The 19704-nt window shown below is 70.5% G+C and carries 19 protein-coding genes; 14 read left to right on the plus strand and 5 right to left on the minus strand.

Annotation, left to right across the window (positions count from 1 at the left end; genetic code table 11):
- Window positions 1-81: 81 nt before the first annotated feature.
- The gene (locus tag A9X05_RS19075; RefSeq protein ID WP_067752871.1) at window positions 82-834 is read left to right on the plus strand and encodes an ABC transporter ATP-binding protein; all 753 of its coding nucleotides are present in this window, start codon (window positions 82-84) and stop codon (window positions 832-834) included.
- On the plus strand, window positions 831-3530 hold the full coding sequence (locus A9X05_RS19080; RefSeq protein ID WP_067783381.1) for a fumarate reductase/succinate dehydrogenase flavoprotein subunit: 2700 nt from the start codon (window positions 831-833) through the stop codon (window positions 3528-3530). Before A9X05_RS19075 ends, A9X05_RS19080 begins: the two co-directional genes overlap by 4 nt.
- Window positions 3531-3594: 64 nt before the next feature.
- Here the strand turns inward: A9X05_RS19080 and A9X05_RS19085 are convergent, their stop codons facing one another.
- The 4 genes from A9X05_RS19085 to A9X05_RS19100 all read right to left on the minus strand — a co-directional run bounded on the left by A9X05_RS19085 (window position 3595) and on the right by A9X05_RS19100 (window position 6423).
- Window positions 3595-4155, minus strand: coding sequence for a GNAT family N-acetyltransferase (locus tag A9X05_RS19085; RefSeq protein WP_197499130.1), 561 nt, complete (start codon window positions 4153-4155; stop codon window positions 3595-3597).
- Entirely contained in the window at window positions 4136-5341 is a 1206-nt protein-coding gene (locus A9X05_RS19090; protein WP_067783382.1) for a serine hydrolase, read from the minus strand. The genes A9X05_RS19085 and A9X05_RS19090 overlap by 20 nt, the downstream gene beginning before the upstream one ends.
- Window positions 5342-5345: 4 nt before the next feature.
- Window positions 5346-5711 (minus strand): STAS domain-containing protein, encoded by a 366-nt coding sequence (locus A9X05_RS19095; RefSeq protein WP_067783386.1) that lies wholly within the window; start codon window positions 5709-5711, stop codon window positions 5346-5348.
- Window positions 5712-5790: 79 nt separating this feature from the next.
- The gene (locus tag A9X05_RS19100; RefSeq protein WP_082954737.1) at window positions 5791-6423 is read right to left on the minus strand and encodes a class I SAM-dependent methyltransferase; all 633 of its coding nucleotides are present in this window, start codon (window positions 6421-6423) and stop codon (window positions 5791-5793) included.
- 203 nt (window positions 6424-6626) lie between these two features.
- Between A9X05_RS19100 and A9X05_RS19105 the strand changes: the two genes are divergently transcribed.
- From A9X05_RS19105 to pyrF, 8 genes are all read left to right on the plus strand, one after another.
- The gene (locus tag A9X05_RS19105; protein ID WP_067783392.1) at window positions 6627-7058 is read left to right on the plus strand and encodes a cellulose-binding domain-containing protein; all 432 of its coding nucleotides are present in this window, start codon (window positions 6627-6629) and stop codon (window positions 7056-7058) included.
- 293 nt (window positions 7059-7351) lie between these two features.
- Window positions 7352-7924 carry a bifunctional pyr operon transcriptional regulator/uracil phosphoribosyltransferase PyrR gene (pyrR, locus tag A9X05_RS19110; protein WP_067752892.1) on the plus strand — a complete coding sequence of 191 codons (573 nt, stop codon included), beginning with the start codon at window positions 7352-7354 and terminating at the stop codon, window positions 7922-7924.
- Window positions 7921-8877 carry an aspartate carbamoyltransferase catalytic subunit gene (locus A9X05_RS19115; RefSeq protein WP_067752895.1) on the plus strand — a complete coding sequence of 319 codons (957 nt, stop codon included), beginning with the start codon at window positions 7921-7923 and terminating at the stop codon, window positions 8875-8877. The genes pyrR and A9X05_RS19115 overlap by 4 nt, the downstream gene beginning before the upstream one ends.
- Window positions 8874-10166 (plus strand): dihydroorotase, encoded by a 1293-nt coding sequence (locus A9X05_RS19120; protein ID WP_067783395.1) that lies wholly within the window; start codon window positions 8874-8876, stop codon window positions 10164-10166. Before A9X05_RS19115 ends, A9X05_RS19120 begins: the two co-directional genes overlap by 4 nt.
- The gene (locus A9X05_RS19125) at window positions 10163-10672 is read left to right on the plus strand and encodes a transporter (RefSeq protein WP_067753082.1); all 510 of its coding nucleotides are present in this window, start codon (window positions 10163-10165) and stop codon (window positions 10670-10672) included. The genes A9X05_RS19120 and A9X05_RS19125 overlap by 4 nt, the downstream gene beginning before the upstream one ends.
- On the plus strand, window positions 10669-11799 hold the full coding sequence (gene carA, locus A9X05_RS19130) for a glutamine-hydrolyzing carbamoyl-phosphate synthase small subunit (protein ID WP_067783398.1): 1131 nt from the start codon (window positions 10669-10671) through the stop codon (window positions 11797-11799). Before A9X05_RS19125 ends, carA begins: the two co-directional genes overlap by 4 nt.
- A 91-nt stretch (window positions 11800-11890) precedes the next feature.
- A complete protein-coding gene (carB, locus tag A9X05_RS19135; protein WP_067753085.1) occupies window positions 11891-15256 on the plus strand; it encodes a carbamoyl-phosphate synthase large subunit in 3366 nt (1121 codons plus the stop codon).
- The gene (gene pyrF, locus A9X05_RS19140; protein ID WP_067783401.1) at window positions 15253-16080 is read left to right on the plus strand and encodes an orotidine-5'-phosphate decarboxylase; all 828 of its coding nucleotides are present in this window, start codon (window positions 15253-15255) and stop codon (window positions 16078-16080) included. The genes carB and pyrF overlap by 4 nt, the downstream gene beginning before the upstream one ends.
- Before the next feature lie 14 nt (window positions 16081-16094).
- Here pyrF and A9X05_RS19145 read toward each other — a convergent pair whose 3' ends face one another.
- Window positions 16095-16517, minus strand: a complete 423-nt coding sequence (locus A9X05_RS19145; RefSeq protein WP_067752906.1) for a molybdopterin-binding protein — start codon at window positions 16515-16517, stop codon at window positions 16095-16097.
- Between the two features lie 464 nt (window positions 16518-16981).
- Between A9X05_RS19145 and mihF the strand changes: the two genes are divergently transcribed.
- The 4 genes from mihF (at window position 16982) to coaBC (ending at window position 19676) form a co-directional block, all read left to right on the plus strand.
- A complete protein-coding gene (mihF, locus tag A9X05_RS19150) occupies window positions 16982-17296 on the plus strand; it encodes an integration host factor, actinobacterial type (protein WP_007171927.1) in 315 nt (104 codons plus the stop codon).
- 48 nt (window positions 17297-17344) lie between these two features.
- Window positions 17345-18016, plus strand: coding sequence for a guanylate kinase (gmk, locus tag A9X05_RS19155; RefSeq protein WP_156670051.1), 672 nt, complete (start codon window positions 17345-17347; stop codon window positions 18014-18016).
- Between the two features lie 65 nt (window positions 18017-18081).
- Window positions 18082-18408, plus strand: a complete 327-nt coding sequence (gene rpoZ / locus A9X05_RS19160; RefSeq protein ID WP_067752911.1) for a DNA-directed RNA polymerase subunit omega — start codon at window positions 18082-18084, stop codon at window positions 18406-18408.
- A gap of 20 nt (window positions 18409-18428) precedes the next feature.
- Complete coding sequence (gene coaBC / locus A9X05_RS19165) at window positions 18429-19676, plus strand: bifunctional phosphopantothenoylcysteine decarboxylase/phosphopantothenate--cysteine ligase CoaBC (RefSeq protein WP_067783404.1); 1248 nt, start codon at window positions 18429-18431, stop codon at window positions 19674-19676.
- Window positions 19677-19704 lie beyond the last annotated feature (28 nt).

Below are 19704 nucleotides of genomic sequence, written 5' to 3' on the forward strand. Positions count from 1 at the left end.
CGGGTTCGCCACGTCGGCGGCCGTCGAGTTGGTCGGCCGGCGGGTGACGCGCTGGTTGCCCCGAGCACAGGAAGGCTTGCGATGACCACTGCGGCACAAACCGGAACCAGTCTTGAGCTCGAAGCGGTTCGGTTGTCCTACACCGGGACTCCGGTCATCGACGGGCTGAGCCTGACGGTGCGCCCCGGGGAGATCCTGGTGCTGACCGGGCCGTCGGGCTGCGGCAAGTCGACGCTGCTGCGCGCCCTGGCGGGGCTGCTGCGGCCCGACGCGGGCCGGGTGCTGGCCGACGGCGCGGAGGTCACCACCACCTCGGGTGACCGCGGCATGGTGTTCCAGGACAACGCGCTGCTGCCGTGGCGAACCGTGCGGTCCAACATCGAGCTGGCGCTGCGGCTGCGCGGCGAGCCCCGGGCCACCCGTCGCGCGCAGGCCGAGCGCTGGATCGACGAACTCGGGCTCGCCGGTTTCGGCCACTTCCTGCCCAAAAGCCTCTCCGGCGGGATGCGCCAACGGGTCCAGCTCGCCCGCGGCCTGGCGGGTGCGCCCCGCGCGGTGATGATGGATGAGCCGTTCGGCGCGCTGGATACTCAAACCCGGGCGGCCATGCAGCGGCTGTTGATCGACACCTGGCGCACCCATCCCACGACGATCGTCTTCGTCACCCACGACGTCGACGAGGCGCTCGCGCTGGGGGACCGGATCGTCGTGCTGGGCCGGGCCGGGGAGCCGCCCCGCGCATCCATCGACGTGCCTGATCCGCGCGGAGAGCTGCCGAGGGACGGGTTGCGCGCCGAAATCATTGCCGCCCTGGGCAACTTGGTGGCGGCATGATGGAGATCCCGGACCCGGCGACCCCCCTCCGCCTCGACTGCGACGTGCTGGTCATCGGCGGTGGGACCGCCGGCACCATGGCGGCGCTGTCGGCCGCCGAGCACGGCGCCCAGGTGCTGCTGTTGGAGAAGGCCCACGTCCGGCACTCCGGCGCGCTGGCGATGGGCATGGATGGCGTGAACAACGCCGTCATCCCGGGCAAGGCCGAACCCGAGGATTACGTCGCCGAGATCACCCGCGCCAACGACGGAATCGTCAACCAGCGCACCATCTATCAGACCGCCAGCCGAGGATTCGCGATGGTGCAGCGGCTGGAACGCTACGGGGTGAAGTTCGAGAAGGACGAACACGGCGAGTACGCGGTGCGCCGGGTGCACCGCTCCGGCTCCTACGTGCTGCCCATGCCGGAGGGCAAGGACGTCAAGAAGGCGCTGTACCGGGTGCTGCGGCAACGGTCGATGCGCGAGAAGATCCGCATCGAGAACCGGCTGATGCCGGTGCGGGTGCTGACGTCCGATGGCCGCGCCGTCGGCGCGGCGGCGCTGCACACCCGCACCGGTGAATTCGTCGCGGTCGGGGCGAAGGCGGTGATCCTGGCCACCGGAGCGTGCGGGCGGCTGGGGCTGCCCGCGTCGGGCTATCTGTACGGCACGTACGAGAACCCGACGAATGCCGGCGACGGGTACGCGATGGCCTTCCACGCGGGTGCGGAGCTGTCGGGAATCGAGTGTTTCCAAGTCAACCCGTTGATCAAGGATTACAACGGGCCGGCCTGTGCGTACGTCGCGAACCCGTTCGGCGGCTACCAGGTCAACGCACACGGTGAGCGGTTCGTGGACTCCGACTACTGGTCGGGTCAGATGATGTCGGAGGTGAAGAGCGAGATCGATTCCGCCCGCGGGCCCATCTACCTCAAGGTCTCCCACCTGCCCGACGAGACGCTGACCGCGCTGGAGAACATCCTGCACACCACCGAACGGCCGACGCGGGGCACCTTCCACGCCAACCGCGGCCACGACTACCGCACCCACGACATCGAGATGCACATCTCCGAAATCGGTTTGTGCAGTGGGCATTCGGCTTCCGGGGTCTGGGTCGACGAACACGCCCGCACCACGGTGCCCGGGCTGTACGCCGCCGGCGACCTGGCCTGCGTCCCGCACAACTACATGATCGGGGCGTTCGTCTTCGGCGATCTCGCCGGCACCGACGCGGCCGCGGCCTGCGCGGAAAGCACTGCGCCGCAGGAGCTTCCGGGCGAGCAACTGCGCGACGCGCACGAGCTGATCTACCGCCCGCTGCGGCATCCGGACGGCCCGCCGCAGCCGCAGGTCGAATACAAGTTGCGCCGGTTCGTCAACGACTACGTGGCACCGCCCAAGACGGCGGCCAAGCTGTCGATCGCCGTGCGCACCTTCGACCGCATGCGGGCCGAGATCGCCGAGATGGGGGCTCGCAATCCGCACGAGCTGATGCGAGCCGTCGAGGTGTCGTTCATCCGGGACTGCGCCGAGATGGCCGCCCGATCGTCGCTCACCCGCACCGAATCGCGCTGGGGCCTCTACCACGACCGCGCCGACCTGCCCGGCCGCGACGACAGCGAGTGGGGCTACCACCTCAACCTGCGCAAGGGCGCCGACGGCGAGATGGTGTTCCTGAAGCGGCCGGTCGCCCCGTACTTCGTGCCGGTGCCGGAACTGGACGGCCTGCCGCCCGCAGACCAGACCGTGCGGGCGGTCGAGGAGCCGCCGCTCGTCGGCGGCCAGGCCCCGGCCGCCACTGCGTCCCGGATCGCTTCGGCCGCAACGTCATTCGAGCCGCCCTCGCCGCGCATCGCCGAAGTCCTGGCCCTCGAGGAGCCGACGATCGCCGGGCTGCGGCCGTACCTGAGCGACCCCGACCCCGGCGTGCGCCGGACGGCGGTGGCCACCCTCACCGAACACATCCCCGAGGGCTATGCGCCCGCGTTGGTCGCCGCGCTGGACGACGCCGACGCCGCCGTGCGCCGCACCGGCGCCGAGGGGATCCGCGAGCTCGTCGAGGTGCTACCCGAGCCCGACGCCGTCCAGCCGCGGCTCAGCTCGGGCGACGTGGTGGTGCGGGCGGCCTCGCTCTACGTGCTGGCCGCGCGCCGGGTCGGCGACCCCGAGGACTACCGCCGCGCGCTCACCGATCCCGACCACCGGGTGCGCATCGAGGCCGTGCGGGCGCTGGTGTCCGTCGACGACGTGGCCGGGGTGGTCGCCGCCACCGGTGACGAGAGCCGCGAGGTGCGGATCGTCGCGGCCGCCGGGCTGGCCACGCTGCGCGGCGGCGGCGAGGCGGTCAGCGCGCTGAGCACGGACCCGGACCCGTTGGTGCGCGCGGCCGCGCTGGCCGCGCTCGGTGAGCTTGGTTGCCGCCCAGCGGATCTCGCCGCCGTGAAAGCGGCGTTGCGGGCCCCGGCGTGGCAGGTGCGGGAGGGGGCGGCGCGCGCGCTGGCGGGCGCGCCGGCCGACGTCGCGGTGCCGGCGCTGGCCGAGGCGCTCGCCGACGCCCATCTCGACGTGCGCAAGGCGGCCGTGCTGAGCCTGACCCGCTGGGCCGGCGAACCCGCCGCGCGCGATGCGCTGAGCATCGCCCTCAAGGACGGCGACGCCGACGTGCGGGCCTACGCGCGCCGCGCGCTCGACCACGCGCGATCGACTGTGCGCTGAGGGCTTTCAGTGTGCGCTCAGGGCGGCGACACGGCGGTAAGCCCCGCCTTGGCCGCACACCCGTTCAGCGCAGGATCCTCGCGTAGAGCAGGCTGTCCTGCGGTTCGAGCCCCAGGTTGGGGTAGACCGCGTGGCGGGCCAGGCGCCCCTCCAGCACGAACCCGGCGCGCTCCAGCAACCGGGCCGAGCGCTCGTTGTCGACGTTGCACGTGGCCCACACCCGATACACGGCCCGGTCGCTGTCGAGCGCGGTCAGCAGCATGTCGAGCACCTCGCCCATCAGGCCCTTGCCCCACCATCGGCGGCCGAGGCAGTAACCGATCTCCACCGAGTGCGGCACCGGGCGCCGGCAACTGGTCAGCCCGACCACCTCACCGCTGTGCCGCAATTCGATCGCCCACGTCCGCTCGTCGGGGGTGGCGTTGAGCTTTTCGGTGATCACCCGCCGCGTCGCCGCCACGTCGGGATGCGGCGCCCACATCAGGTACCTGGTGACCTCGGGATCGCGGGCGACCCGCTGGAACAGCGCGCCGGCGTCCTCGAGCACGGGCCTGCGCAGCACGAGGCGGGGTCCGGTGATGCGGTCGGGCGGGTAATCGACCACGTCAGAGGCCGAGCGCTTGATAGGTCCGCCGGACGAATTTCGGTTGCGCCGATTGCAGTTTCGCCAGCGACGTGTTGCCGGCGATCGCCGCCGCCACGTCCGCGGACATGTCGGGCAGGTTCTGCACCAGGTACAGCAGAACCAGGTCGGCGGTCGGGTCGGCCTGCCACCACGTCCCGTAGGCGCCCGGCCAGCTGAACGTCCCGAGCCCGCCCGGCCCGAACAGCGGCGCGCTGCGGGCGGGGTCGGTAACCACCGACAGGTTCAGTCCGAAGCCGCGGCCGACCCAATAGGGCGCCCCGAGGAAGTCGTGGCGCTTCTGTTCGTCGGTGAGCCGGTCGGTCCGCATCAGGCGGGCCGACTCGGGGGAGAGCACCCGTACGCCGTCGATCGTCCCGTCGCCCAGCAGCATCCGCACGAATCGCAGGTAGTCGTCGGCGGTCGACCACAGCCCGCCGCCGGCGTTGCAGAAGGACGGCGGCTTGATGTGTGGCGGCCCCATCGCGTCATGGTGCAGCCGGCCCTGCCCGTCGAGCCGGTACATGGTCGCCGCGCGGCGGCGCGCGTCGGGGGACACGAAGAATCCGGTGTCGGGCATGCCGACCGGACCCAGGACCCGTTCGTCGAGCACCTCGTTGAACGGTTTGTCCTCGATGCGCGACGCGATCACGCCGAGCAGGTCGATGGAGTGGCTGTAGGTGAGCCGGTCACCGGGCTGATGCACCAGCGGCAGCTTGGCCAGCTCGGCGAGCCAGGCGTCCGGGCCCTGGTTGAACGGCAGCCGCACGTAGGCCTTCGCGATCGGCCCGGACACCGAGAAGCCGTAGGCCAGGCCGCTGGTGTGGGTGAGCAGGTCCTCGATCAGGATGGCGCGCCCGAGCGGGTGCGTGCGGTCGAGCGGGCCGTGCGGGTCGTCGAGCACCCGCACGCCGGCCAGCTCCGGCGCCCAGCGCACGACCGGGTCCTTCAGCGTCAGCTTGCCCTCGTCGACCAGGCTCATCACCGCTGCGACGGTGACCGGCTTGGTCATCGACGCGATCCGGAACAGCGTGTCGCGCTGCATCGGCAGGCCGGCGTCCACGTCGCGGTAACCGATTTCGTTGACCTGCAGGATTTCTCCGCGCTGCCAGATCAGCGTCAGCGCGCCGGCGAGCAGCCCCGCGTCGACCACTTCGCGAATGGAGGCCGCATTGACGTCGAGATTCACCCGGTCAGGTTAGCTCCGGGCCGCGGGGAGCCCGGGCCAAGGCCTCGTCCACGGTGGGGTAGAGGTCGATGAACTCGTCGAGCCCGACGATGCGCAGCGGCCGGCTGGTGGCCGAACCGTCGGCCGCGACGCGCAGCGAGGTCGGGCTGTTCTCGGTCAGCCGATGTACCTCGACCAGCACGGTGATGCCCGCGGAGGACAGGAAGTCGACCTCGGTGAGGTCGATGACCAGCACCGCGGGCGTGCCGGCCAGGGCGACGTCGATGTGGGTGGCCAGCGACGGTGCGGTGATGATGTCCACCACGCCGCTGACCTGCAACACCACCGCATCCCCGGCTTCGCGGCGGGTTACCCAGAACTCCTCGCTCACGCTCCGAACGTACTTTCTTCTCGGCGGCGGCCGACCACCCGGGCCGAAAACCCGCGGTCGCGACGAGCGGCCGGTTCGGTCAGCGCCGTCGCGCCCGGACGTACCAGAACGCCATCTCGACTTCGGCGCCGTCCACTTCCCGGCGCATCGTCGCGGGCTGAAGCGACTCGATGTCCCACCCCGCGCCGCCGAGCACGTCCCGCAGCGTCTGCTCCGAGACCGCCGGCCGGGGCCAGCGCTCGTCGGGGGCGTTCGCGTCCGAGAAGCAGCTCATCAACAACGTGGCGCCCGGTCTGGTCGCCCGGTGTACCGCGGCGGCGTAGCTGCGTTTGCCGTCGTCGTCGAGGCAGTGGAACATGCCGCTGTCGATCACGGTGTCGAAGGCGTCGGAATAGCCCTCCAGGTTGGTGGAGTCGGCCACCGCGAACGTGACGTCGGCTCCGGCGTCATTTGCACGGCGCTGGGCGGTCAGCAGCGCGGCGGGCGAGATGTCCAGCCCGGTGACTCCGAAGCCGTTGCGAGCCAGATAGATGGCGTTGTCGCCGAGCCCGCAGCCGATGTCGAGGACCTCGCCGTGGATCCAGCCGCCGTCGTGCCAGGCGACGACGCTGTCTTTGGGCGCCTTGGTATCCCAGGGGGGTGTGGCCATCGGTGGGATGCCTTCGCCGGGGCTTTCGCCGCGGTAGAGCGCGTCGAAGTCCATTCGCTGCATTCGGGAGAATCCAGAGCCCGTCATTTTCGCCAGGGTAGCGCGACACGGCGTCGCCGCGAGGCGGGCACGAACCGCCCCGGCCGCGTGGCAACGCGGCGTCGTATCGAGGCCAAAATTTCATGACGGTTTCGGTTGGGCAAAGGTACTGCAGCGTGCCGCGATGCGCCGGTCGATAACGCCCGCTTGCCTTTAATGTGGGCCGCATGGCCGAACTGAACAAATGCGTGAAGCGCTGGCGCACAGCCCTTCACGTATCCGTGTCGGCATTGCTGGTCGCCACCTTCGGACTCGCCGTCATCCCGGCGGCTCATGCGGCCGCGCCCGCCTCGGCGACGCTGTCGGTGGAACATGCGTGGCAGACCGGTTTCATCGCCAACTTCACCGTCACCAACTTGAGCCTGGTGCCGCTCACCGATTGGCGGATTGACTTCGACATGCCGGCCGGACAATCCGTCCTGCACACCTGGAACAGCAACATCACCCAATCGGGCACCCACTTCACCCTTACCCCCGCGAACTGGAATCGCAGCATCGCACCCGGCGGTTCGGCGACGGGCGGCATGAGGGGCGCGCTGACCGGTTCCTTCACACCCCCGTCGAATTGCGTGCTCAACGGGCAAGTTCCCTGCACCTAGGGGCGGTCTCGCGGCCCTCGCCGCGGTAGAGCCGGAGTCCGTTCGCCCCTCCCGGGCGACGGCTGAGCCCGTCATACCCACGCCGTGAAGCGCAACGAGTTGTCGCTACGAGGCGGGCACAGCGGGCGCCGACTCCCGGCGAGACGCCTGGGACGGGTGGGGCACGGCGGGCGATCCGGGATTGCGCACTCGTGCCCCGCGCCGGCGCTCCGCCAGAGAGGTGTTACGCTGCCGGGCAGTCGACATCCTTTAACGATCCGTCCCGCGAGGCGGAGAAGGAGGTCAAGTCTCGCATGGGTGCTGTGGACGAGAGCGGCTCAAGCCGCGGGTCCCGGGAACTGATGTCGGCGGCCGACGTGGGCCGCACCATTTCCCGTATCGCACATCAGATCATCGAAAAGACCGCGCTGGACGGACCCGACGCGCCGCGGGTGGTGCTGTTGGGCATCCCGACCCGCGGCGTGATCCTGGCCGAGCGGCTGGCCACCCACATCGCCGAATTCAGCGGCGTGGAGGTGGGCCACGGGGGCCTCGACATCACGTTGTATCGCGACGATTTGATGCAGAAGCCGCCGCGGCCGCTGGAGGCCACCTCGATCCCGGCGGGCGGCATCGACGACGCGCTGGTGATTCTCATCGACGACGTGCTGTACTCCGGGCGCTCGGTGCGTTCCGCGCTGGACGCACTGCGCGACGTCGGCCGCCCCCGGGTGGTGCAGCTCGCGGTGCTGGTCGACCGGGGCCACCGCGAGCTCCCGCTGCGCGCCGACTACGTCGGCAAGAACGTTCCGACGTCGCGCAGCGAGAGCGTGCACGTGCTGCTCAGCGAGCAGGACGGGCGCGACGGGGTGGTGATCTCCCGATGACCCGGCACCTGCTGGCCGCCGGCGACCTGAGCCGCGACGAGGCCACCGCCATCCTCGACGACGCCGACCGCTTCTCCCAGGCGCTGGTCGGCCGCGAAATCAAGAAGCTGCCCACGCTGCGCGGGCGCACCGTCATCACGATGTTCTACGAGAACTCCACCCGCACCCGGGTTTCGTTCGAGGTGGCCGGCAAGTGGATGAGCGCCGACGTGATCAACGTCAGCGCGGCGGGATCGTCGGTGGGCAAGGGTGAGTCGCTGCGCGACACGGCGTTGACGCTGCGCGCGGCCGGCGCCGACGCGCTGATCATCCGGCACCCGGCCTCCGGTGCCGCGCACCTGCTGGCCGAATGGACCGGCAGCGCGAACGACGGCCCGTCGGTGATCAATGCGGGCGACGGCACGCACGAGCACCCCACCCAGGCGCTGCTGGACGCGCTGACCATCCGCCAGCGCCTCGGCGGCATCGAGGGCCGGCGCATCGTGATCGTCGGCGACATCCTGCACAGCCGGGTCGCCCGTTCCAACGTCATGCTGCTCAACACCCTGGGCGCCGAGGTGGTCCTGGTGGCGCCGCCGACGCTGTTGCCGGTCGGCGTCGACGGCTGGCCGGTCACCGTCGCGAACGACTTCGACGCCGAGCTGCCCGCCGCCGACGCGGTGCTGATGCTGCGGGTGCAGGCCGAGCGCATGAACGGCGGCTTCTTCCCGTCGGTGCGCGAATACTCCTCGCGCTTCGGGCTTTCCGATCGCCGCCAGGCGATGCTGCCCGGCCACGCCGTGGTGCTGCACCCGGGTCCGATGCTGCGTGGCATGGAGATCGCGTCCTCGGTGGCCGACTCGTCGCAATCGGCCGTACTGCAACAGGTGTCCAACGGTGTGCACGTGCGCATGGCGGTGCTGTTCCATGTGCTGGTCGGCGCCGAGTCGGCCGGAAGTGAGGGTGCGGCGTGAGCGTGCTGATCCGTGGGGTCCGGTTGTACGGCGAGGGCGACCGGGTCGACGTGCTCGTCGATGACGGCCAGATCGCCGAAATCGGCGCGGAGCTCGCGGTCCCCGACACGGCCGACGTCATCGACGCGACCGGGCAGGTGTTGCTGCCCGGGTTCGTCGACCTGCACACCCACCTGCGCGAGCCGGGCCGCGAATACGCCGAGGACATCGAAACCGGCTCGGCCGCAGCGGCTCTGGGCGGATACACGGCGGTGTTCGCGATGGCCAACACCAATCCCGTCGCCGACAGCCCGGTGGTCACCGACCACGTCTGGCACCGCGGCCAGCAGGTCGGACTGGTCGACGTCCACCCCGTCGGCGCCGTCACCGTCGGACTGGCCGGCGCCGAGCTCACCGAGATGGGCATGATGGCGGCCGGGGCCGCGCAGGTGCGGATGTTCTCCGACGACGGCGTCTGCGTGCACGACCCGCTGGTGATGCGCCGCGCCCTCGAGTACGCCACCGGCCTGGGCGTGCTGATCGCCCAGCACGCCGAGGAACCCCGGCTCACCGTCGGCGCCGTCGCCCACGAGGGGCCCGCCGCCGCCCGGCTCGGGCTCTCGGGCTGGCCGCGGGCCGCCGAGGAATCGATCGTCGCCCGCGACGCGCTGCTGGCGCGCGACGCGGGCGCCCGGGTGCACATCTGCCACGCGTCCACCGCCGGCACCGTCGAGTTGTTGAAATGGGCCAAGGATCAAGGCATTTCGATCACCGCCGAGGTCACCCCGCATCACCTGCTGCTCGACGACAGCAGGCTGGCCACCTACGACGGGCGCAACCGCGTCAACCCCCCGCTGCGGGAGGCCGCCGACGCGGTGGCGTTGCGTCAGGCCCTGGCCGACGGCGTCATCGACTGCGTGGCCACCGACCATGCCCCGCACGCCGAACACGAGAAGTGCGTGGAATTCGCCGCGGCCCGCCCGGGCATGCTGGGCCTGCAGACCGCGCTGTCGGTCGTGGTGCACACCATGGTGACGCCCGGGCTGCTGACCTGGCGCGACGTCGCGCGGGTGATGAGCGAAAACCCCGCGCGCATCGTCGGGCTGCCCGATCACGGCCGCCCGCTGGAGGTGGGGGAGCCGGCCAACCTGACGGTGGTGGACCCGGAGGCCACCTGGACCGTCGCCGGGTCCGATCTGGCCAGCCGGTCGGCCAACACGCCGTTCGAGTCGATGGCCCTGCCGGCCACCGTGACGGCGACGCTGCTGCGGGGCAAGGTCACCGCTCGAGACGGGAAGTGCCCGGCATGAATTCAGGCACGCTGGTGGGGTCGCTGATCTTCGCGGCGGTGCTGGTGGTGGTGATCGCGGTGGTGATCCAGCTGATGATGCGCAGCTGGCGGCGTCGCTCGGAGCGGCAGGAGGAGCTGATCGGCGACCTGCCCGACGTGCCCGACCAGGTGGGCGCGGCGCTCATCACCACCCGGGGCCACTATTGCGGTTCCATGATGGCGCCGGGTTGGCACGAGCGGATCGCGGCCGGCGACATGGGTTTCCGCAGCAAGGCGGTACTGACCCGCTATGCCGGCGGGATCATGGTGGAACGCTTGCGCGCCCAACCGATTTGGATACCGAAAGACGCGATCACCGGTATCCGCATGGAGCGCAGCATGGGCGGCAGGGCCACGGCCCGGATCGGGATCCTGGCGATTCGGTGGCGGCTGCCGTCGGGAGCCGAGATCGACACCGGCTTTCGGGCGAATCACCGCGAGGAATACACCGAGTGGCTGGAGTCCCAGCAGGAGGGAGCCGCGTGAACAACAAAGCACTGCTCGTGCTCGAAGACGGCCGCGTGTTCACGGGCACGCCGTTCGGCAAGGTCGGCCAAACGCTCGGCGAGGCGGTCTTTTCCACCGGCATGTCCGGCTACCAGGAGACGCTGACCGATCCCAGCTATCACCGGCAGATCGTGGTGGCCACCGCTCCGCAGATCGGCAACACCGGCTGGAACACCGAGGACGCCGAGAGCCGTGGCGACAAGATCTGGGTCGCCGGCTACGCGGTGCGCGACCCGTCGCCGCGGGCGTCCAACTGGCGCGCCACCGGCACCCTGGAGGACGAGCTGGTGCGCCAGCACATCGTCGGGATCGCTGGCATCGACACCCGCGCGGTGGTGCGCCATCTGCGCACCCGTGGGTCGATGAAGGCGGGGGTGTTCTCCGGTGAGGCGCTTGCCGACCCCGCCGAGCTGGTCGAGCGGGTGCGCGGACAGCAGTCGATGCTCGGCGCCGATCTCGCCGGGGAGGTCAGCACGCCGGAGCGCTACATCGTGGAACCCGAAGGACCACCGGGATCTTCGAGGTTCACGGTGGTCGCGCTCGATCTGGGGATCAAGACCAACACGCCGCGCAACTTCGCCCGCCGCGGGGTACGCAGCCACGTGTTGCCGTCGTCGACCACGTTCTCCCAGATCGCCGACATCTCACCCGACGGGGTGTTCTTGTCCAACGGCCCGGGCGATCCCGCCACCGCCGACCACGTCGTCGCGCTCACCCGCGAGGTGCTGGGCGCCGGAATCCCGTTGTTCGGCATCTGTTTCGGCAACCAGATCCTGGGCCGCGCGCTGGGGCTGTCCACCTACAAGATGGTGTTCGGCCACCGCGGCATCAACATCCCGGTGATGGACCACGCGACCGGGCGGGTGGCGGTGACCGCGCAGAACCACGGCTTCGCGCTGGAAGGCGAGGCCGGCCAGTCCTTCGACACCCCGTTCGGCCCCGCGGTCGTCAGCCACACCTGCGCCAACGACGGGGTCGTCGAGGGCGTCAAACTCGCCGACGGGCGGGCGTTCTCGGTGCAGTACCACCCGGAGGCCGCCGCCGGACCCCACGACGCGGAATACCTGTTCGACCAATTCATCGACCTGATGGCAGAGGGGCGCTGATGTACCTCGCCGCGAGCGTGCGCAGTTGTACGCGGTGCACGGCGTGTCGCCGTGGCAACACGCACCCTCGCGCAATGGAAGGGAGCAACTGATGCCGCGGCGCAGTGACCTCAACCACGTGCTGGTGATCGGCTCGGGGCCGATCGTCATCGGCCAGGCGGCCGAATTCGACTACTCCGGCACCCAGGCCTGCCGGGTGCTGCGGGCGGAGGGGCTGCAGGTCAGCCTGATCAACTCCAACCCGGCCACCATCATGACCGACCCGGAGTACGCCGACCACACCTACGTCGAGCCGATCACCCCGGCCTTCGTGGAGCGGGTGATCGCCCAGCAGGCCGAGCGCGGCAACAAGATCGACGCGCTGCTGGCCACGCTGGGCGGGCAGACCGCGCTGAACACCGCCGTCGCGCTGTTCGAGAACGGCGCGCTGGAGCGCCACGGCGTCGAGCTGATCGGGGCGGACATCGACGCCATCCAGCGCGGCGAGGACCGGCAGATGTTCAAGGACATCGTCGCCAAGGTCGGTGGTGAATCCGCCCGCAGCCGAGTGTGTTTCACCATGGAAGAGGTCCGCGAGACGGTCGAGGAGCTCGGGCTGCCGGTCGTGGTGCGGCCCAGCTTCACGATGGGCGGGCTGGGGTCGGGCATGGCGCGGTCCGTCGAGGAGGTCGACCGGATGGCCGGCGCCGGCCTGGCCGAAAGCCCCAGCGCCAACGTGCTGATCGAGGAATCGATCTACGGCTGGAAGGAATTCGAGCTCGAGCTGATGCGCGACGGCAACGACAACGTGGTCGTGGTCTGCTCGATCGAGAACTTCGACCCGATGGGCGTGCACACCGGAGACTCGGTCACCGTCGCGCCGGCGATGACGCTGACCGACCGGGAATACCAGCGGATGCGCGACCTGGGCATCGCGATCCTGCGCGAGGTCGGGGTGGACACCGGCGGCTGCAACATCCAGTTCGCGATCAACCCGGTCGACGGGCGGCTGATCGTCATCGAGATGAACCCGCGGGTGTCGCGGTCCAGCGCGCTGGCCTCCAAGGCCACCGGTTTCCCGATCGCCAAGATCGCCGCGAAGCTGGCCATCGGGTACACCCTCGATGAGATCGTCAACGACATCACCAAGGAAACGCCGGCCTGCTTCGAACCGACGCTCGACTACGTCGTCGTCAAGGCGCCGCGGTTCGCGTTCGAGAAGTTCCCCGGCGCGGACCCCACCCTGACCACCACGATGAAGTCGGTCGGCGAGGCGATGTCGTTGGGCCGCAACTTCATCGAGGCGCTCGGCAAGGTGATGCGGTCGCTGGAGACCACCCGCGCGGGTTTCTGGACCAAGCCCGACCCGGACGGGGATGTCGCCGAGGTGCTGGACCGGCTGCGCACCCCGACCGAGGGCCGGCTCTACGACATCGAGCTGGCGCTGCGGCTGGGCGCGTCGATCGAGCAGGTCGCCGAGGCCAGCGGCGTCGACCCGTGGTTCGTGGCCCAGATCGGCGAGCTGGGCAAGCTGCGCGCCGAGCTGGTGGACGCCCCGGTGCTCGACACCGACCTGCTGCGGCGGGCCAAGCACAGCGGGCTGTCGGACCGCCAGATCGCCTCGCTGCGGCCGGAACTGGCGGGGGAGAACGGAGTGCGTTCGCTGCGCGAGCGGCTCGGCATCCACCCGGTGTACAAGACCGTCGACACCTGCGCGGCCGAGTTCGAGGCCAAGACGCCGTATCACTACAGCAGCTACGAACTCGACCCGGCCGCCGAGACGGAAGTCGCGCCGCAGGCCGAGCGGCCCAAGGTGCTGATCCTCGGGTCGGGACCCAACCGCATCGGCCAGGGCATCGAATTCGACTACAGCTGCGTGCACGCCGCAACCACGTTGAGCCAGGCCGGCTTCGAGACCGTGATGGTCAACTGCAATCCCGAGACGGTGTCGACCGACTACGACACCGCCGACCGGCTGTACTTCGAGCCGCTGACGTTCGAGGACGTCCTCGAGGTGTACCGCGCCGAGCAGCAATCGGCCGGCGCGGGCCCCGGCGTGGTCGGCGTCATCGTGCAACTGGGCGGCCAGACCCCGCTCGGGCTGGCGCAGCGCCTGGCCGACGCCGGGGTCCCCATCGTGGGCACCCCGCCGGAGGCGATCGACCTGGCCGAGGACCGCGGCGCGTTCGGCGACGTGCTGGCCGGCGCCGGCCTGCCCGCACCGAAATACGGCATGGCAACGACTTTCGCGCAGGCCCGCCGGATCGCCGAGGGCATCGGTTATCCCGTGCTGGTGCGGCCGTCATACGTGCTGGGCGGCCGCGGGATGGAGATCGTCTACGACGAGGAGACGCTGGAGGGCTACATCACCCGCGCCACCGAGCTCTCGCCCGAGCACCCGGTGCTGGTCGACCGGTTCCTCGAGGACGCGGTGGAGATCGACGTCGACGCGCTGTGCGACGGCGCGGAGGTCTACATCGGCGGCATCATGGAGCACATCGAGGAGGCCGGCATCCACTCCGGCGACTCGGCGTGCGCGCTGCCCCCGGTCACGCTGGGCCGCAGCGACATCGAGAAGGTGCGCCGAGCGACCGAGGCCATCGCCCACGGCATCGGGGTGATCGGGCTGCTCAACGTGCAGTACGCCCTCAAGGACGACGTGCTCTACGTCCTGGAGGCCAACCCGAGGGCGAGCCGCACCGTTCCGTTCGTGTCGAAGGCCACTGCCGTGCCGCTCGCCAAGGCGTGCGCCCGGATCATGTTGGGCGCCACCATTGCCCAGCTGCGTGACGAAGGCATGCTGGCGGCGTCCGGGGACGGTGCCCACGCGGCCTTCGACGCCCCGATCGCCGTCAAGGAGGCGGTCCTGCCGTTCCACAGGTTCCGCCGGATCGACGGGGCGGCCATCGATTCGCTGCTGGGCCCGGAGATGAAGTCCACCGGCGAGGTGATGGGGATCGACCGCGACTTCGGCACCGCCTTCGCCAAGAGTCAGACGGCCGCCTACGGCTCGCTGCCGGCCGAGGGCACCGTGTTCGTCTCGGTTGCCAACCGGGACAAGCGCTCCCTGGTGTTCCCGGTCAAGCGGCTGGCCGACCTGGGCTTCCGCGTCCTGGCCACCGAGGGCACCGCGGAGATGTTGCGGCGCAACGGCATTCCGTGTGACGAGGTCCGCAAGCACTTCGAGCCCCCCCAGGCGGGCCGCCCGGCCGCGTCGGCCGTCGACGCGATCAAGGCCGGCGAGGTCGACATGGTGATCAACACGCCGTACGGCAACTCCGGGCCACGCATCGATGGCTACGAGATCCGTTCGGCCGCGGTGTCGGTCAACATCCCCTGCGTCACCACGGTGCAGGGCGCCTCCGCCGCCATCCAGGGCATCGAGGCGGGCATCCGCGGCGACATCGGCGTGCGGTCCCTGCAAGAACTGCACAGCGTGATCGGCCTGGGCGCCGCGCCCGGCGAAGGCGCCCGGTGACCGGGTTCGGCGTCCGCCTGGCCGAGGCGAAAGCGCAACGCGGCCCGCTGTGCGTGGGCATCGACCCGCATCCCGAGCTGCTCCGCGCCTGGGATTTGCCGACCACCGCCGACGGACTGGCCGCCTTCTGTGACATCTGCATCGAGGCGTTCGCCGGCTTCGCCGTGGTCAAGCCCCAGGTGGCGTTCTTCGAGGCCTACGGCGCCGCCGGGTTCGCGGTGCTCGAACGCACCGTCGAGGCCCTGCGTTCGGTCGGGGTGCTGGTGCTGGCCGACGCCAAGCGCGGGGACATCGGCACCACGATGGCGGCCTACGCCGCCGCCTGGGCCGGCGACTCGCCACTGGCGGCCGACGCCGTCACGGCCTCGCCGTACCTGGGATTCGGGTCGTTGCGGCCGCTGCTGGAAGCCGCCGCCGCTCACGACCGGGGCGTGTTCGTGCTGGCGGCGACCTCCAACCCGGAGGGCGCCACCGTGCAGCGCGCCGCGTTCGACGGCCGCACGGTGGCCCAGCTGGTGGTCGACCAGGCGGCGGTGGTGAACAAGTCGGCGACGCCGTCGGGGCCCGGGTACGTCGGCGTGGTGGTGGGCGCGACGGTGCTCGAGGCGCCCGATCTCAGCGCGCTGGGCGGGCCGGTGCTGGTGCCCGGGCTCGGTGTGCAGGGCGGACGGCCCGACGCGCTCGCCGGGCTGGGCGGGGCGGCCCCCGGCCAGCTGCTGCCCGCGGTGGCCCGCGAGGTGCTGCGGGCCGGGCCGGGCGTGGACGAACTGCGGGCGGCGGGCGAGCGGATGCTGGACGCCGTCGCCTATCTGGGCGCGCCGTAGGGCCGCCCCGGCGCTCAGTCGGACGCTAGGGCCGTACTTGGCCGCGCGGTCTCCACGATCACCGTGGTCGCCTTGACGACCGCCACGGCGACGCTGCCGGGCCGCAACTGCAGTTCCTCGGCGGCCTCGGTGCTCATCAGCGACACGACGGTGAACGGGCCGCACTGCATCTCGACCTGGGACATCACCTTGTCGCTGGTGACCCTGGTGACCAGCCCGACGAAGCGGTTGCGGGCCGAGCTGCCGATGCTGAGCGGGTCGGGCGGCGGGGCGGGGGCGTTGTTCCGGGAAAACCGGGCCAGATCTTCGCTGGCGATGACCTTGCGGCCCGCCGCGTCGTGGCTGACCGTCAGCGATCCCTGGTTGATCCAGCGCCGGACGGTGTCGTCGCTGACTCCGAGCAGTTCAGCGGCCTGACGGATCCGCAGGTTCGACACCGCTAGATGGTAACTCGCGGGGTATTAGCTGGCGGCCGTACCAGCGAAGGGCGTCGTCGCGCCACGCGGGGGCCGCGCGGGTGCGACACGCGCGACACGCAACGAAAAATGCGTGATCCCCGGCACGAGGCGTTTCGCCGCGCCGCGGCCGCCCTTGGCCGCCGCCCCGGCGGCCGGCCGGACGCCGGGCCCACTCGGTAAAACCGCAGCTCAGAGCCCATATTTCGGATCAGGGCCGGGCGCTCGCAAAGCGCAGGCGGGGCCCGGCCGGGCGGTCATCGCAGGCGTCCGCCGGACGGCATTTTCCGGCCACAGGCGGGGCTCATGCTGGGAGTTTGTCCCCTGAACCAGGGGGCCGGGTTAGATTTCGTCAGGAGGCCTGAGTACGGTCGTCTCCGCTGGCAGAAGAACCGGCGAGACAAAAAGAGATCGATTGAAATTGATTGATCAGATACGGAGGAATCGTGGCCCTTCCCCAGTTGACCGACGAGCAGCGCGCGGCCGCGTTGGAGAAGGCTGCTGCCGCACGTCGAGCACGAGCAGAGCTCAAGGACCGGCTGAAGCGCGGCGGCACCAACCTCACCCAGGTGCTCAAGGACGCCGAGACCGACGAAGTCCTTGGCAAGATGAAGGTTTCTGCGCTTCTCGAGGCGTTGCCCAAGGTGGGCAAGGTCAAGGCGCAGGAAATCATGACTGAGCTGGAGATCGCCCCCACCCGCCGCCTGCGCGGCCTCGGCGACCGCCAGCGCAAGGCCCTGCTGGAAAAGTTCGGCTCCTAGCCCGGCCCCGGCCAACCCGCGCTATGGGCCACCAGCCCAGGAGCGCCAGTGAGCGCTAGCGGGGGACCGGACGTCGAGCACGGCACGCGTCCCGCACCACCAGGTAAGGGGCGTGTGGTCGTGCTGTCCGGTCCCTCCGCGGTCGGCAAGTCGACAGTCGTCCGCTGCCTGCGCGAGCGAATTCCGGAGCTGCATTTTTCCGTCTCGGCCACGACGCGGGCGCCGCGGCCGGGCGAGGTCGACGGCGTCGATTACCACTTCGTCAGCCCGGACCGCTTTCAGCAGCTCATCGACGACGGCGCGCTGCTGGAATGGGCCGAGATCCACGGCGGACTGCACCGGTCGGGCACCCTGGCCGAGCCGGTGCGGACCGCCACCGCGGCCGGGATCCCGGTACTCATCGAGGTCGACCTGGCCGGCGCCAGGGCCGTCAAGAGGGCGATGCCCGAGGCCATCACGGTGTTCCTGGCGCCGCCCAGTTGGGAGGACCTGGAGGCCAGACTCGTCGGCCGCGGCACCGAAACGCCGGAGGCCATGCAGCGCCGCCTGGAGACCGCCCGCGTCGAGATGGCGGCCCAGGACGACTTCGACGAGGTCGTGGTCAACAGTCAATTGGAGTCCGCGTGCGCCGAATTGGTATCCTTGCTGCTAGGAACTGCGCCGAGTCCGCATGACCCACCTGGCCAGACCAGGAGCCAGACCAGATCCAATCGAGATTGAGCATTCGAATCATCAGCGGTAGCCAATCCGTTTCGGGGCTCTGACCGCCAAGGAGTTTGACCTAAGTGAGCATTCCGCAGTCCGACGCGGCGCTGGCCGCCGTCCCCGACCGGTTCGACCCATCGGCCGGGGGGCAGGGCGCCTACGACACCCCGCTGGGCATCACCAACCCGCCCATCGACGAGCTGCTCGACCGCGTGTCGAGCAAGTACGCCCTGGTGATCTACGCCGCCAAGCGGGCCCGTCAGATCAACGACTACTACAACCAGCTCGGCGAGGGCATCCTCGAATACGTTGGGCCGCTGGTCGAGCCGGGGCTTCAGGAGAAGCCGCTGTCGATCGCGCTGCGCGAGATCCACGCCGACCTGCTCGAGCACACCGAGGGCGAGTAACAGGGCAGGGCCGGCCAACTGTGGACCGCAAACGGATTGTCGTCGGCGTCTCCGGTGGCATCGCCGCCTACAAGGCGTGCACGGTAGTTCGTCAGCTCTCCGAGGCCGGCCATCTGGTCCGGGTCGTGCCCACCGAGTCCGCGCTGCGGTTCGTCGGGGCCGCCACGTTCGAGGCGCTGTCCGGCCAGCCGGTGCACACCGGCATCTTCGAGAACGTCCCGGAGGTGCCGCACGTCCAGCTCGGCCAGCAGGCCGATCTGGTGGTGGTAGCGCCGGCCACCGCGGACCTGCTCGCCCGCGCGGTGCACGGCCGCGCCGACGACCTGCTGACCGCCACCCTGCTCACCGCGCGATGCCCGGTGTTGTTCGCGCCGGCCATGCACACCGAGATGTGGTTGCACCCGGCCACCGTCGACAACGTGGCCACCCTGCGCCGCCGCGGGGCGGTGGTGCTGGAGCCGGCGTTCGGGCGGCTCACCGGGTCCGACAGCGGCTCCGGCCGGCTGCCCGAGGCCGAGGAGATCACCACGCTCGCCCAACTGCTGCTGGAACGCCACGACGCGCTCCCGTACGACCTCGCCGGCTGCAAGCTCCTGGTCACCGCGGGCGGCACCCGCGAACCGATCGACCCCGTGCGCTTCATCGGCAACCGCAGCTCCGGTAAGCAGGGCTACGCGGTGGCGCGCGTCGCCGCCCAGCGCGGCGCCGAGGTCACGCTGATCGCCGGGCACACCGCGGGCCTGATCGACCCGGCCGGCGTCGAGGTGGTCCACGTCAGCTCGGCCGAGCAACTCGGCGACGCGGTGGCCAAGCACGCGCCCGCGGCCGACGTGCTGGTGATGGCCGCGGCCGTCGCCGACTTCCGCCCCGCGCAGGTTTCCGCCGCGAAGATCAAAAAGGGCTCGAACGACCGGGAACAGCCACCGACGATCGAGCTGGTCCGCAACGACGACGTGCTGGCCGGTGCGGTGCGGGCGCGCGCCGGCGGCGAGCTGCCCAACATGCGGGCCATCGTCGGGTTCGCCGCCGAAACGGGCGACGCCAACGGCGATGTGCTGTTTCACGCCAGGGCCAAGCTGCGCCGCAAGGGTTGCGACCTGTTGGTGGTCAACGCGGTGGGCGACGGCAGGGCGTTCGAGGTGGACAGCAACGACGGCTGGCTGCTGGCCTCCGACGGCACCGAGTCGGCGCTGCAACACGGCTCCAAGACGCTGATGGCCAGTCGTATCGTGGATGCGATCGCCACGTTCCTGCACGGCGGCGGGTAATACGGTTCGATTTTGCTGTGGCGCGGGG

The sequence above is a fragment of the Mycobacterium sp. E3298 genome (genome assembly GCF_001666895.1).
Lineage (GTDB): Bacteria > Actinomycetota > Actinomycetes > Mycobacteriales > Mycobacteriaceae > Mycobacterium.

Coding starts and splice junctions, on each gene's coding strand:
- A9X05_RS19100 (WP_082954737.1), bottom strand. CDS start 6,423: ATGCAGCGAATGGACTTCGACGCGCTCTACCGCGGCGAAAGCCCCGGC.
- A9X05_RS19075 (WP_067752871.1), top strand. CDS start 82: ATGACCACTGCGGCACAAACCGGAACCAGTCTTGAGCTCGAAGCGGTT.
- A9X05_RS19125 (WP_067753082.1), top strand. CDS start 10,163: ATGAATTCAGGCACGCTGGTGGGGTCGCTGATCTTCGCGGCGGTGCTG.
- pyrR (WP_067752892.1), top strand. CDS start 7,352: ATGGGTGCTGTGGACGAGAGCGGCTCAAGCCGCGGGTCCCGGGAACTG.
- carB (WP_067753085.1), top strand. CDS start 11,891: ATGCCGCGGCGCAGTGACCTCAACCACGTGCTGGTGATCGGCTCGGGG.
- A9X05_RS19080 (WP_067783381.1), top strand. CDS start 831: ATGATGGAGATCCCGGACCCGGCGACCCCCCTCCGCCTCGACTGCGAC.
- A9X05_RS19115 (WP_067752895.1), top strand. CDS start 7,921: ATGACCCGGCACCTGCTGGCCGCCGGCGACCTGAGCCGCGACGAGGCC.
- A9X05_RS19105 (WP_067783392.1), top strand. CDS start 6,627: ATGGCCGAACTGAACAAATGCGTGAAGCGCTGGCGCACAGCCCTTCAC.